Below are 12,646 nucleotides of genomic sequence, written 5' to 3'. Positions count from 1 at the left end.
TCTAAACTGTTACAAACAAAAAAAGTCCCACCGAAACCGGCAGGACTTTATATTTTATTGATATTTATATTCAATCATCAACGCTTTACATACAAACTCCTGCCTTTACTCTGCTAAAGTAAAAGTAATAAAAGTAATATGTAAAGCTAAATCGATTCATTGTCTGTTTGTTTTTAAATACGCAGCAAAAGTAACGCTTTTTTGGAAACTACAAGCAAAAAGTGATATTTTTTTCTGTTACATTTAAATTTTATCTTAACTGTTTCTGAACTTCTGTGGAGATACGCCTACGTACCGTTTAAAGTATTTACCGAAAAAGGATACATTCGGGAAGTTCAAGGAGTAAGATATCTCTTGGATAGTCAAGTCCGTAGCCATCAATTGCGATTTTGCGTCCATGATTATCATATCGGCTATGATATCGGATACGGAACGTCCGGTCTTTTGCTTGATGATCATGCAGAGGTGCTGGGGAGAAATACTTAGTTGGCTGGCATAAAAAGCCGTTTGCCGCTTTGAGGTATAATTCTTCATCACCAGTTGGATGAATTTCTTGTGGATCTCGTCGCTACGGGTCGTTATCTTGTTAGGCCATGATTTCCCTTGATACAAATCGCTGATCCCATGGATCATGGTAAGCAGGATATGTTTCACCATCTCCCTGTTTATGGATTTCTCTTTCGCTTGTACCCGCTCTAGCAAATGGAAATAATCGTTAATGAAGTCCGCCCGGTCCTCACTCAGTGATATGATCGGATTCTCGTAGATAGTAGGTAAGGCGCTCATCGTAGACTTTATCATGTTCACGCAGTCCATGAACTCGGATGAGAATCCTATAAAGGAAAGGCGGAAACTCTCTTTCTGCTCACAGAACTGAATAATGCTTCCCGGCATCAAGGTGATGAAATCATTCGGTTTCAAAGTGTACTCTGTCAAGTTGATGGATGCCCTTAAATTTCCTTCAACGCATAAAGCGAAAATACCTGCTTTTAACCGGCAAGTCTGCTTGTAAAAGTTTAAGATTGCCTCGGTAATGTCGTTTCCTACGACATAATCCCGGGGCAAATCTAATTGTGGTAAGTTTGCGTTCATCCGTTATTTTATTAATGATCGAACACAAAAGTAGTAAAAGTGCTGTTGATTCACTTCTTAATTTAAAAATAGACCAATTAATCCTTGAATCAGACTTATTCCGCTTGTGCTTCCTTATTCCGTTTATGCAAGCTTTTCAGTTCGAAGGATAGCATGACACGGAATATACCTATTATTAATAAGGCATAAGCGATCATGTAAACCAACGTGAAGGCCCCTAGGGCGGGTTGCCAGATAACACCGATGGAGCAAAGGATAGCCAAGATACCGAAGACCATGTACCAACCCCAGTTCCGTGTACCGTATCGTTTCAGGTCCATTGAGTAACCGGTTGCCGAGAAGCCTCTGAACATAAGCCAGAATGCCAAGACAAACGGAAGCACCTCCATGCTAAGCCCCGGGCTTGCCATCAAGAATATACCTAAGATCAAATCGATAATACCTCCGGCCAAATACCATCCCCAACTGCTGATACCCTTTTTGTTCGCCAAGGCGAAAGCGATCTCGAACAAGCCGCTTACGAACATAGAGACGCTGAATAAGATACTAAGCGCTACGTAGCTCGCCAATGGCGCGAACATTAAATAAATAGCGACGATGATGTAAAGCAGTCCGACCAATAGTGATAACCACCAATTCTTGACCGCATAATCCATTTTATCAATAAATGTTTTCATATTGGATAATATTTGTATTGTAATTACCCAATTAACAAAGGGAAGGAAGAAAAAGTTCTGGGTATTTGTGGCTAGGATATCCTTAAAAACTTTGTCCTTTGGAAATTAATTCTTTTCTTTGACGTTTCAAATCAATATAGGTATATAAGTACGAGGATTATGATGAAAAATTTGATAGCGATAACTTGTTTTGTCGTGGCGTTGGTGTCTTGTAATAAGGTGGAACATAAGCTGGAAGGGAAATGGCAATTGAAAACCGTAGAGGCGAATGGGGTGGTCCAGACGGTGGATACGGTTTGGTATAACTTCCAGACCTCTTTGTTCGAGTACCAATTATATGACCCGGCAAAGGACGTATATCGTACGAATTTCGGTTATAAGACGTTGGAGGGAGATACGAGACTGGATCTGGAGTTGGTCAACTATGGAGGTACGCCTTTGGAACAATTCATGCGTTATACGGATTGGACCTCACCTAAACAAACTTTCACGATCGAGCAGTCATCTGTGACGAATCTGGTAATGAGCTGCGAAGGAAGAACGTATACGTTTAAGAAATTCTAAGATATCATGTGCTGTTTGATCTCAGTCCCTCATAAGGAGTACTCCAGTACTCCCTAGGAAGTACTGCGATACTCTTTGCGGAGTACTGGAGTACTTCTTACGAAGTACTCTCAGCGATGTTAGATCATGCGATCAAATCCGCTTCTATAGCTTGTGCCACCTTGATTAAATCGGCGGGGGCTATCTGTATCTGCAAGCCTCGTTGTCCGGCGCTTACATAGATCTTATCGAAGCCGGATGCCGTAGGATGGATATATGTAGGGAAATGCTTTTTCATGCCGATAGGCGAGCATCCTCCCCGGATATAACCGGTAAGCGGTAACAACTCTTTCACGGGGATCATCTCACATTTCTTGTTCCCGGATACCTTGGCCGCCTTTTTCAAGTCCACCTCGTCCGCTCCGGGGATCACGCATACGAAATAACCGCTCTTATCGCCATGTAAGATCAAGGTCTTGAATACTTGGGCGATATCTTCCCCTAGCTGCTCCGCTACATGCGTAGCGCTCAGATCATTCTCGTCTACTTCATAAGGCACGAGCTGGTAGGCGATCTTAGCCTTGTCCAGCAGGCGCGCCACGTTTGTCTTATTAATCTTCTCTTTCATCGTTTAGATCCCTTTCATGGATAATTGAACACGTTTTCTGGATAGGTCTACGCTTAGAACCTTCACCTTGACATGCTGATGGATGGAGACCACTTGGGTAGGATCGCTTACGAAACGATCCGCCAGCTCGGAGATATGGACAAGCCCGTTTTCCTTGATTCCTACATCGACGAAACAACCGAAGTTGGTGATGTTGGTCACGATACCGGGCAATACTTGCCCTTCTTTCAAATCCTCGATCGTTTTCACCGTAGGATCGAACGCGAATACTTGGATCGTTTGGCGGGGATCACGGCCCGGTTTATCCAGTTCCTCCATGATATCAAGCAGGGTAGGCATCCCGACCTTATCCGTAAGGTAGTCCGTTAGTTTTAGTTTCTTTTTAAGCGCTTTGTCGGTGATCAGGTCGGCTACCGAGCATTTTAGGTCCTTGGCCATCCGTTCGACGACCGGGTAGCTCTCGGGGTGTACGGCCGAGTTGTCCAACGGGTTCTTTCCGTCGGGTATCCGTAGGAATCCGGCGCTTTGCTCGAAAGCCTTCTCTCCCATACGGGGGACTTTCATCAGTTCTTTCCGGGAAGTGAAGGGTCCGTGCTCCGCCCGGTAATTCACGATGTTTTGCGCTAGCGTAGGGCCTAATCCCGAGATGTAAGTCAGCAAATGCTTGCTCGCCGTATTCACGTTTACACCCACCAGATTCACGCAACTCTCTACGGTTTGATCCAGACTCTTTTTCAAGGCGTTTTGCTCTACGTCATGCTGGTATTGGCCGACACCGATACTCTTCGGGTCGATCTTGACCAACTCGGCCAAAGGGTCCATCAGCCGGCGACCGATGCTGACAGCTCCGCGTACCGTGACGTCGTATTCGGGAAACTCCTCCCTAGCGATCTTGGACGCGGAGTAGATAGAGGCTCCGTTTTCGCTGACTACGAACACTTGTACCTTGCGGTCGTATCGTATATTCGTGATGAACTGCTCGGTCTCACAGCTGGCCGTACCATTACCGATGGCAATGGCATCTATGGCGTAAGTGGCTACTAACTGGGCGACCTTAGCGGCGGCTTTGCCCTTCTCGTTCTGGGGCGGATGCGGGAAGATCGCCTCGTTATGCAGTAAATTCCCCTGTGCGTCCAGACAGACCAACTTACATCCGGTACGGTATCCGGGGTCTACGCCTAATACCCGTTTTTGTCCCAAGGGAGGAGCGAGCAGCAATTGCCGGAGGTTCTCGGCAAATACCCGGATCGCCTCCTCATCGGCTTTCGCCTTGCTCTGGTTGGAGAACTCCGTCTCGATAGAGGGTTTCAGCAGGCGTTTGAAAGAATCGTCGACAGCTGTAGCCACTTGCTCGGAAACCTCTCCACGACCTTTTACGAAACGCCGGTTCAAGCGATCCAGACAAGATTCCGCGTCGGGAGAGATACTTACACGAAGGATACCTTCCGCCTCTCCCCGTCGGAGAGCCAATAAGCGATGGGAACTGGCCCGGTTCAAAGGCTCGCTGAAATCAAAGTAATCCCGGTATTTGGCGCCTTCCTCTTCTTTCCCCTTGATCACTTTGGATGTGATCATGGCGGTATGAGCGAAAGAGTTACGTACGGTGTTACGTGCCGATTCGTTCTCGTTGATCCATTCGGCGATAATGTCCCGTGCCCCTTGCAAGGCTTCTTCGGCGTTTTTCACTTCCCCCTTGATAAAGCTCTTGATACGTGCGGATAGGTTATTCTCGTTTTGCATCATAACGATCTTAGCCAAGGGCTCCAGTCCTTTTCGGCGTGCGATCTCCGCCTTGGTGACCCGTTTCGGTTTGTAAGGGAGATATAAATCCTCGATCTCGGTGCTATCCCAAGACTCCTCGATGCGTTTCCGGAGCTCGGGAGTAAGTTTCTCTTGCTCTTCTATCGTGGCGAGGATCGTTTCCTTTCGTTTGCGCAGTTCCGTCAGTTTATCCAGTTGATCTTTGATGGCACCGATTTGCACCTCGTCTAATCCTCCGGTCACCTCTTTCCGGTAACGACTTATAAAAGGTATGGTAGCGCCTTCGTTCAAGAGCCCGATTGTCCGTTCCACTTGTCCTTCCGGAATTTGTAGAAAACGGGCTATAAGCGTGTGAAATACGTTTGTCATATCTAGTTTTCTTAGAATTGGAGTACAAATATACGGTTTTGCTTATATTTTCGGTCGGGATGCTCACTTCTTGGGCTTATTATTTGTATCTTTCATTAATTTTCAAGAATTTTACGGCCGGAATATTCAAGCCTTTGATTAAAAAAATCAACATGGAAGTTAATACTACGGAGAACAAAACTTTGGAACAGGATTATAGGGATTTAGCAGGATTGTTATCTAATATCGTGGACTCGTTGCCCATCTACTTTTTCGTGAAGGATACGGGTGATAATTTCAGGTACGTGTACTCCAGCCCTTTGATGAACCAACTTTACGGACGATATCATAATGATGTGGTCGGGAAAACAGATTTTGACCTATTTCTAGATCCGGTTGTCGCCCAATCTTTCAGGGATATGGACGAGGAGGTGGTGAAAACGGGTAAGATGCAGCGTTTCGTGGAGCAAATGATCGATCCGAAAGGTATCTTGCGTACTATGGATACGATGAAACTGCTAGCGCCCCGTGAGGATAAGCCTCCTTATTTAGTAGGGATTTCATGGGATATTACAAAGCAAAGGCAGGTCGAGGAGGAGTTGCATAGCTATAATAAGCGCTTGGCGCTCGCATGTCAAGCGGGTAAGATCTACCCGTGGCTTTGGGATCTGGTAAACGGTACGGCGGAGCTTTCCTTGGAAGAAAACGGCCAGATCAAGCATGTGCAGATCACCCACGCTAGTTTTACGGAGAAGATCCATCCGGATTACCGGAAGGTCTATGAGAATATTACAACCGCTTTCATGCGGGGCGAGATCGATTCCATGCGATTCAGTTTCCCTTGTCGCTATTTCTCGGATGAGTATGTATGGCTGGAGAAGATCGGTGAGGTCTATGAGGCCGATCCGGACGGCAAACCGATCCGCTCGATCGGAATCCTTCGGGATATGACTGTCGATAAACGGCACGAGGCGGATGTACAGGCCAAGCGTTTGGCGGAAGAGAGCGACCGGATGAAGTCCGCTTTTATCGCTAACATGAGCCATGAGATACGTACCCCTTTAAATGCCATCGTCGGCTTTTCTACCTTATTGGCGGAGAGTGACGATGAGGAGGAAAAAAAGGAATATCTGAGGATCATAGAGAGTAGCAATGAGTTTTTGTTGCAGTTGATCGGTGATATCTTGGATATCTCTAAGATCGAGTCCGGAAAGATGGAGTTTATTTATACGACCCTGCGTTTGAGTGAGATATTCGCTCCCCAGCAGCAAGCTTTCGCCTTGAGAGTGGCCCCGGGTGTAAAGGTTATCTTTGAGTCGGACGGTAATGACTATTGTATTGTGTCGGAGAAGACCCGTTTGACTCAGGTTTTGACCAATTTCCTTTCCAACGCCGTGAAGTTCACCAGCTCGGGTTCTATACGGTTTGGTTATCGTTTGACCGATGATGGTATCTATGTCTACGTAACGGATACGGGTATGGGAATCAGTAAGGAGTCTCAAGCGAGCATATTCAATCGTTTCGTGAAATTGAACAGCTTTAAGCAAGGAACAGGATTAGGGCTTTCTATCTGCAAGACGATTATTGAGAAGTTGAAAGGTAAAATCGGGGTTGAGTCGGAGGAAGGAAAGGGCTCTACATTCTGGTTTACGATACCTTGCCAACCGATGAAAGTGAAATAAGACATTCAAGTTTGGTTGGAATTTATAGGTAAATCACCTCATCCGCCAACAACCGAATCTCATCCGGATTATGTGACGTGAAAAGAATGATCCGTTCTTCTTTCATTTGCTTTTCTCGTATTCGTTCTATAATACGATGGCTTAAGGCTTCATCCAAGCCTTTGAACGGCTCGTCCATCAAAAGGAGAGGAGAAGGGTATGCCAATGCCCTAGCTATAGCGATACGTTGTTGCTGTCCGTAACTAAGCTCTTTAGGATATCGGTTCCCGAAGGGCTCCATTTCCATTTCCTGTAAGTGTTTTTGGGCGATTCGCCGGGCTTTCTCCTCCGTGAGAAAAGAGGAGAGGGGGAGGATGATATTTTCTTCTGCGGTTAGATAGGGCAGGAGTTGCGGTTGTTGGAATATGGTGGCGATTCCAAAGTGTCTTGTGGGATGTATCTCTCCTTCCGTAGGCAATAAGATACCTCCGATTAGGTTTAATAACGTTGTTTTTCCTTTGCCTGAAGGTGCGCTAATTCCATAAATAATCCCTTTTTGAAAGGAATGGGAAAAGTGCTGTATGCCGTATTGGTAACTTATATCTTTCGTGTCTAAAACTGATAATGTAGGGGTGGGGATGGTCTGATCCTCATTCGCGAAAGATATTTTAGGGGTGATATCAGCGACTTTGCTAATTCCTTTATCAAAAAAGAAACTGATGAATACCGCCACGATCGTCCAAGCGAGCAGCTCAGGGACAGCGATAAAGTTTTGCGCCCTTTTCATCTCGCTTCCGATTCCGAATGCGCATTGCGACAAGACTTCTCCCATAATGATCGCACGCCAGCCGAATCCGGTGGCGGAGGCAAGCCCGCTATATAAGAATGGCTTTAGCTGCGGATAGATGATCTGGAATAAGACATTGGAACGTCTGATATGGAATTGACGTGCCATAATGGATAAACCCGGACGCAGGTCGAGGATTCCCCGTGTCAGATTCTCTGTTAGTAGCGGGAACATGGTGAGAAAGGCGATCATCAAAGGGATGCTTTCCGGATTTAGGAATATAAGCGCTAAAAGTATGAAGGATATGACCGGGATCGAGCGCATGATGGCAAGCAGAGGTCTGAATAATTCATACACCCACTCAAAACGGGCGAATAACCCGGCCATCCCTATCGCACAAACGAATGAGATCGACATGCCTAAGACTCCCCGGAGTATAGTAGCTCCGACCGACTGATAGAAACTACCGGAGACGAGCCATTCGCAAAGTGTCCGTACGAGTCGAGGAAGTGAAGGTATCAGCTCCGGTTGGTTGGCTATAACGGCGAATAGTTGCCATCCCGCCAAGAGGATAGCGGTAGCGACTATCGTAGTGATTGTTTTTCGCAATCTCATTGTTTTTCGGGGATAAATCCGGCATCGGGAAGCCTCCCGCCGACGGCCTTGGGTTCATACTGTTCGATGAGACGTAGGAAACCCATGACGGCGTCTTTCGCCTCGATAGCTGATAAATAATGGATTTTACACCGCTCGATACTCTTAGGAGTTAAGGCCCCTTGGGCGAAGATTCCATGTTCTTCCAAAGAATGGATGGTCTCTTTCGGATATCGTACGGCTTTTTGGCAGGAGGCTCGTAAGGCATCCTCAAAAGCGATACGATATTTCTCCATCGTCGGGGTGTATACGACCGCTGTTTGGGCGAATCCGAGGGTATCGTTGTCTGTAAAATGATTCAAGTCCGCAGTTATTCGTAAGCTGCTGTCTTTCCGTAAAGCGATGCTTAGAAACGGTTCCCCGAGCACGGCACGATTTACTTTTCCGGCTAAGATGCCTTGGGTGATTTCCCCGGCGGTATTGAAGGCGTAATTCAAAGGATAATCTAATCGTTGGCGGCGGAGATAGTACCGGGTAAGGATATCGGGAGTCGTACCGTTGCCGAATACATACAATGCCGGTTCTTTTAAGGGTGTTTTCTCGACGAGGTAAAGGGTTCCCCAGATCGGGCACCCCGCTAGTTTGATCTTGATCCCTTTATTGTACAAGTTCGCCGCATTGATCATGGGGAGTACGGCTATGTCGGTCTCCTGCTTGATCAGTAAGGCTTGCGCCAGATCAGGCGAGTCTACCACTTTTACTTGTACTTTTTTGTTATCTATAATTGGAGGATTCTCAAGCCAATCGGCGAATGCGATAACGGATGGACCACGAAGTACCGAAACCTTGATTACGGTATCTTCCGTTTGTGCGTGCCGGCAACCGGAGCAACAAAGTATGAATAGTAGAAAAATGTATTTAATCATATCTAGACCTCTATAAAACAATTAAGGATTGCCTCCCGGCAACCCCTAACCAACTTTGTTAACCTTAAATCTAATACTATTATGAAAAAACCACAGTGCAAATGTACTGTTTTCTATATATCTGTCAATAGAATAAATGCTAATTAGTGTTTTGAGGTTCATAAGAAAAGCTAAAAAGCCTTCTTTTGAGTCGCTAGGCTAACCAAAACAATCGTTATCGCCGATAATGGCAAAGCAAATAAGATCGGATCTATCGCATGCCACGGATATACATCGATCAAGACGTCTTGTCCGAATAAAGCCTTGCAAAGTCCTACCGGAGCCGCTTCCGCCTTATGAAGGAACAACATGGCGAATAAACTGGCCAAGCCTCCTACCCATAAGCTGGCCAAGGCCCCTTGCCGGGTAGCCCCTTTCCAATATAGCGAGCAGAAATAGGTAGGTAGGAATGTAGCCGCGCAAATACCCATGAACAAGGCGGTGCCTCGTGCGATAATACTCGCACTTAGCGTATAGCAGATAACGTAGCTGACCAAGATAGAGCATAGCACGCCGATACGTACACCTAATGTAGAGTTCGGATTTTTGCTACGTCCTAGTTTGGGGAATGCGTCTGCCCCGAAAGCCGCTCCCATGGTATGAAATTGTGCGCTAAGGGTAGACATACTGGCAGAGAGAATACAAAGCATGAAAACCGCCCCGAACCACTCCGGCATCGCTTTATTGATAAATAGGGGGATGATCTTGTCCATATCTTTTACCGCCTCGGAGGCGACTACACCTTCCGTCTTGAGGAAAAACAAATTAGACAAGGCTCCCACGTGATAAATCGCCCCTACCGTGACAATCAAGAATACGCAGCCGATCAATACGCCCCTGTTGAGTTGCTTGGTACTTTCCACCATCATGAAGCGTACGACTAGTTGTGGCTGCGCTAAGCAACCGATTCCTACGCCAAGGATCAATGAGGTAACCAATGTATACCATTGTGGAGAGCCTGAGATGGGCATAGCTGTCCATCCTTGATGTCCCAAGGCCTTGAAGCGTTCGGGCACCATGGGGGCGATATCCGTCAACTTCTGGTTTGCCTCGATAAAGCCCATGTCCATGATATGGTAAAACCAAAATAGCAGGAATAGCATACAAGCGAACATGATAACCGCTTGCAACGCATCCGTATAAAGTACTCCCTTGATTCCGCCCGTAATCACGTAGGCCGCTACGATCAAGGTGAAGATCAACAAGGCCAGATGAAGGTCGATATGAAACATCTGCTCAATGAAGACGGCTCCTCCCTTCATCACCACGGCGGCGTAGAGGGGCATGCCGATGAAAATGATCGAGGCGATGAAGATCTGTATAGACCGGGACTTATAGTGTAATCCCAATAATTGCGGGAAAGTCCGTGCGTTATGTGCCTCGCCTAACTTCCGGGTCCTTCGTCCGAAAAAGATAAAGGCTACCACTACGCCCATGAACATGTTCAATAAGCAAAGCCATTGAATACCCATGCCGAACGTAGCGGCTACGCCACCGAAACCAACGATCGCCGATGCCGAGATAAAGGTCGCCCCGTAAGACAGAGCCATGATAATGGGGTTTACTTTTCGTCCGCCTAATAAATAATCACTGGCGTTTTTCGTCTGCCTGTATCCGAGATACCCTAACCAAGCGATTACAAACATGTAAATGATGACAATAATGCCTAATGTTAGCGTACTCATTTTCGTGATCCTTTAGTAGGGTTTGTTTTTTCGTCGTCTTCTTTATTCCAAGTGGTTATCCCGAACCAAATAGAAAATAGGAGGCAGGCGAACGCTAGAAGGTAAGCCAGCCAAATACCGGGGTCGCTGATTCCGAACATATATCCGTGCCTATTAAAGTTTTATTAGATCACTTTCACAGATATACTCGAGATTCTGACGGCGGATTACCTCACGGGCGCTTTCCCGGTTGTTCGTACGCAAGATCAAGATCGCTTTTTCCCGGATGGAGAAACAATACATATATTCTATGCTGATGCCCGCTTTCGTGAAATAAGATAATGTATTGGCAAAACTTCCGGCGCATGAGCTGGTTACGATCGCTAATACGTCGGTCAGGTTTGCGCTGACGTTGTTTTCTTTTAATATCTTGTATGCCTTCTGGGGATCGCTTACGATGATACGAAGGATTCCATACTCGGAGGTGTCGGCTACGGTGGCCGCGATGATGCGGATGCGCTCTTCTGCCAATAACGCTAATATCTCGCTTAATTTCCCGTACTTGTTTTCTAGGAAAATAGAAATTTGATTGACTGTCATAAGGTGTTATTTTAATTGTTTATTTAACAAAGCTTGCGATGATCTTTCACTCGTACCGCCTTACCATCTGTGGTTGGCAAAGATCCCTTGGCTACCAGCTTGATACGCGGCGTAAGTAATAATTCGTCCTTCAACTGACGGGTGATACCTTTCGTCAAGCGCTGTAAGGCTGAATAATCATCGGTGAATAGGTCGCTCAACTCTACCTCGATCAACATCTCGTCGCTGTTGCCGATCGTTTCGAGGGTGATCAAGTAATTGCTGCCCAATTCCTTGAATTGCATCAATATCTTTTCGATTTGGATGGGGAACAGGTTCACGCCCTTCAAGATTATCATATCGTCGCTACGTCCTTTGAAACGGGCAAGGCGTTTATGGGTACGTCCGCAAGGGCAATCGCCCGGTAAGATGCAAGTAAGGTCACGGGTACGATAACGGAGTAAAGGCATCGCCTCCCGGTTGATGGTCGTTAATACCAATTCTCCGACTTCTCCCTCGGGCACCGGTTGCAGGGTAACCGGGTCTACGATCTCTACGATCACGTTGTCTTCCCAGATATGCAAGCCGTTCTGCTCCGTACATTCGAAGGCTACACCCGGCCCGTTCATCTCCGACATACCGAAACAGTTGTAAGCCTTGACACCCAGAAGCTGTTCGATGCGTTTACGTTGTTCTTCCGAGTGAGGCTCGGCACCGATACATACGGTGTGTAGTTTGGTATCCTTTCTGGGGTCTATTCCCTCCTCATACATAACCTCGGCCAAACGAGTGGCATAGCTCGGTATGATATGTAAACAGGTGGTGCCGAAATCGGTGATGAACTTAATCTGTCGTTTGGTATTACCGGCCGCCGCAGGCACTGTCAACGCACCTAGTTTTTCTGCTCCATACTGGAAACCGAGGCCACCGGTAAACATGCCGTAGCCGGATGTATTTTGGAATACGTCCGTATCCCTTAGCCCCACCATATACATGCAACGAGCTACTTGGTTAGCCCATTGGTCCAAATCCTTGGCGGAATGTAAGACAACGGTAGGATTACCTGTCGTTCCACTGGAAGAGTGGATACGTACACATTTCTGTAACGGGATGGCTGCCAATCCGAACGGATAGTTATTTCTAAGATCATCTTTCGTTGTAAACGGAAGTTTTTGTAAATCCTCCAAGGACTGAAAACTGTCCGGGGTAATTCCTTTCTCTTTGAATATCTTATGGTAAAAAGGGGAGTTGCCCGCTAGTTCTATGGTTTGTTTCAGTCGTTCCAGTTGGAATTTTACCAGATCTTTACGATCCATGGTTTCTATTTCTTTCTGCCAATACATCATC

12 protein-coding genes are annotated in these 12,646 nt (G+C 46.5%); 2 read left to right on the top strand and 10 right to left on the bottom strand.

The features are described 5' to 3' along the window. Positions 1 to 255 precede the first annotated feature (255 nt). A complete protein-coding gene (locus ACESPU_RS01635) occupies positions 256 to 1,092 on the bottom strand; it encodes an AraC family transcriptional regulator (RefSeq protein ID WP_005868251.1) in 837 nt (278 codons plus the stop codon). 95 nt (positions 1,093 to 1,187) lie between these two features. Continuing rightward, positions 1,188 to 1,769 carry an HdeD family acid-resistance protein gene (locus tag ACESPU_RS01630; protein ID WP_005856375.1) on the bottom strand — a complete coding sequence of 194 codons (582 nt, stop codon included), beginning with the start codon at positions 1,767 to 1,769 and terminating at the stop codon, positions 1,188 to 1,190. A 159-nt stretch (positions 1,770 to 1,928) separates the two neighbouring features. Between ACESPU_RS01630 and ACESPU_RS01625 the strand changes: the two genes are divergently transcribed. Further along, positions 1,929 to 2,333 carry a lipocalin-like domain-containing protein gene (locus ACESPU_RS01625; RefSeq protein ID WP_008771908.1) on the top strand — a complete coding sequence of 135 codons (405 nt, stop codon included), beginning with the start codon at positions 1,929 to 1,931 and terminating at the stop codon, positions 2,331 to 2,333. Between the two features lie 124 nt (positions 2,334 to 2,457). Here the strand turns inward: ACESPU_RS01625 and ybaK are convergent, their stop codons facing one another. Beyond that, the gene (gene ybaK / locus ACESPU_RS01620) at positions 2,458 to 2,940 is read right to left on the bottom strand and encodes a Cys-tRNA(Pro) deacylase (protein WP_005856380.1); all 483 of its coding nucleotides are present in this window, start codon (positions 2,938 to 2,940) and stop codon (positions 2,458 to 2,460) included. 3 nt (positions 2,941 to 2,943) lie between these two features. Beyond that, positions 2,944 to 5,070 (bottom strand): Tex family protein, encoded by a 2,127-nt coding sequence (locus tag ACESPU_RS01615; RefSeq protein ID WP_373133098.1) that lies wholly within the window; start codon positions 5,068 to 5,070, stop codon positions 2,944 to 2,946. A 152-nt stretch (positions 5,071 to 5,222) separates the two neighbouring features. Here ACESPU_RS01615 and ACESPU_RS01610 point away from each other — a divergent pair, with 152 nt between their 5' ends. Continuing rightward, positions 5,223 to 6,731, top strand: a complete 1,509-nt coding sequence (locus ACESPU_RS01610; RefSeq protein WP_022192859.1) for an ATP-binding protein — start codon at positions 5,223 to 5,225, stop codon at positions 6,729 to 6,731. A gap of 22 nt (positions 6,732 to 6,753) precedes the next feature. On the opposite strand, the gene ACESPU_RS01605 is transcribed toward ACESPU_RS01610, so the two are convergent. The 6 genes from ACESPU_RS01605 to ACESPU_RS01580 form a co-directional block, all read right to left on the bottom strand. Continuing rightward, positions 6,754 to 8,112, bottom strand: a complete 1,359-nt coding sequence (locus ACESPU_RS01605) for an ATP-binding cassette domain-containing protein (protein WP_122115112.1) — start codon at positions 8,110 to 8,112, stop codon at positions 6,754 to 6,756. Then, positions 8,109 to 9,017, bottom strand: coding sequence for an ABC transporter substrate-binding protein (locus ACESPU_RS01600; protein WP_373133097.1), 909 nt, complete (start codon positions 9,015 to 9,017; stop codon positions 8,109 to 8,111). The genes ACESPU_RS01605 and ACESPU_RS01600 overlap by 4 nt, the downstream gene beginning before the upstream one ends. Positions 9,018 to 9,187: 170 nt before the next feature. Next, a complete protein-coding gene (locus tag ACESPU_RS01595; protein ID WP_008780467.1) occupies positions 9,188 to 10,741 on the bottom strand; it encodes a sodium:solute symporter in 1,554 nt (517 codons plus the stop codon). After that, entirely contained in the window at positions 10,738 to 10,881 is a 144-nt protein-coding gene (locus tag ACESPU_RS01590; RefSeq protein ID WP_333558132.1) for a symporter small accessory protein, read from the bottom strand. The genes ACESPU_RS01595 and ACESPU_RS01590 overlap by 4 nt, the downstream gene beginning before the upstream one ends. 13 nt (positions 10,882 to 10,894) lie before the next feature. After that, positions 10,895 to 11,320, bottom strand: a complete 426-nt coding sequence (locus ACESPU_RS01585; RefSeq protein ID WP_005856397.1) for a hypothetical protein — start codon at positions 11,318 to 11,320, stop codon at positions 10,895 to 10,897. A 23-nt stretch (positions 11,321 to 11,343) separates the two neighbouring features. After that, the gene (locus ACESPU_RS01580; RefSeq protein WP_005856399.1) at positions 11,344 to 12,645 is read right to left on the bottom strand and encodes a phenylacetate--CoA ligase family protein; all 1,302 of its coding nucleotides are present in this window, start codon (positions 12,643 to 12,645) and stop codon (positions 11,344 to 11,346) included. Position 12,646: the final 1 nt, after the last annotated feature.

The sequence above is a fragment of the Parabacteroides sp. 20_3 genome, assembly GCF_964238835.1.
Taxonomy (GTDB): Bacteria; Bacteroidota; Bacteroidia; order Bacteroidales; family Tannerellaceae; genus Parabacteroides; species Parabacteroides distasonis.
This window is presented reverse-complemented; position numbering and strand designations above follow the sequence as displayed.

What these genes read in the sequence shown, in the direction of transcription:
- ACESPU_RS01605 (WP_122115112.1), bottom strand. Translation starts at nt 8,112, where the DNA reads ATGAGATTGCGAAAAACAATCACTACGATAGTCGCTACCGCTATCCTC.
- ACESPU_RS01610 (WP_022192859.1), top strand. Translation starts at nt 5,223, where the DNA reads ATGGAAGTTAATACTACGGAGAACAAAACTTTGGAACAGGATTATAGG.
- ACESPU_RS01630 (WP_005856375.1), bottom strand. Translation starts at nt 1,769, where the DNA reads ATGAAAACATTTATTGATAAAATGGATTATGCGGTCAAGAATTGGTGG.
- ACESPU_RS01595 (WP_008780467.1), bottom strand. Translation starts at nt 10,741, where the DNA reads ATGAGTACGCTAACATTAGGCATTATTGTCATCATTTACATGTTTGTA.
- ACESPU_RS01600 (WP_373133097.1), bottom strand. Translation starts at nt 9,017, where the DNA reads ATGATTAAATACATTTTTCTACTATTCATACTTTGTTGCTCCGGTTGC.
- ACESPU_RS01625 (WP_008771908.1), top strand. Translation starts at nt 1,929, where the DNA reads ATGATGAAAAATTTGATAGCGATAACTTGTTTTGTCGTGGCGTTGGTG.
- ACESPU_RS01615 (WP_373133098.1), bottom strand. Translation starts at nt 5,070, where the DNA reads ATGACAAACGTATTTCACACGCTTATAGCCCGTTTTCTACAAATTCCG.
- ACESPU_RS01590 (WP_333558132.1), bottom strand. Translation starts at nt 10,881, where the DNA reads ATGTTCGGAATCAGCGACCCCGGTATTTGGCTGGCTTACCTTCTAGCG.
- ybaK (WP_005856380.1), bottom strand. Translation starts at nt 2,940, where the DNA reads ATGAAAGAGAAGATTAATAAGACAAACGTGGCGCGCCTGCTGGACAAG.
- ACESPU_RS01585 (WP_005856397.1), bottom strand. Translation starts at nt 11,320, where the DNA reads ATGACAGTCAATCAAATTTCTATTTTCCTAGAAAACAAGTACGGGAAA.
- ACESPU_RS01635 (WP_005868251.1), bottom strand. Translation starts at nt 1,092, where the DNA reads ATGAACGCAAACTTACCACAATTAGATTTGCCCCGGGATTATGTCGTA.
- ACESPU_RS01580 (WP_005856399.1), bottom strand. Translation starts at nt 12,645, where the DNA reads ATGATGTATTGGCAGAAAGAAATAGAAACCATGGATCGTAAAGATCTG.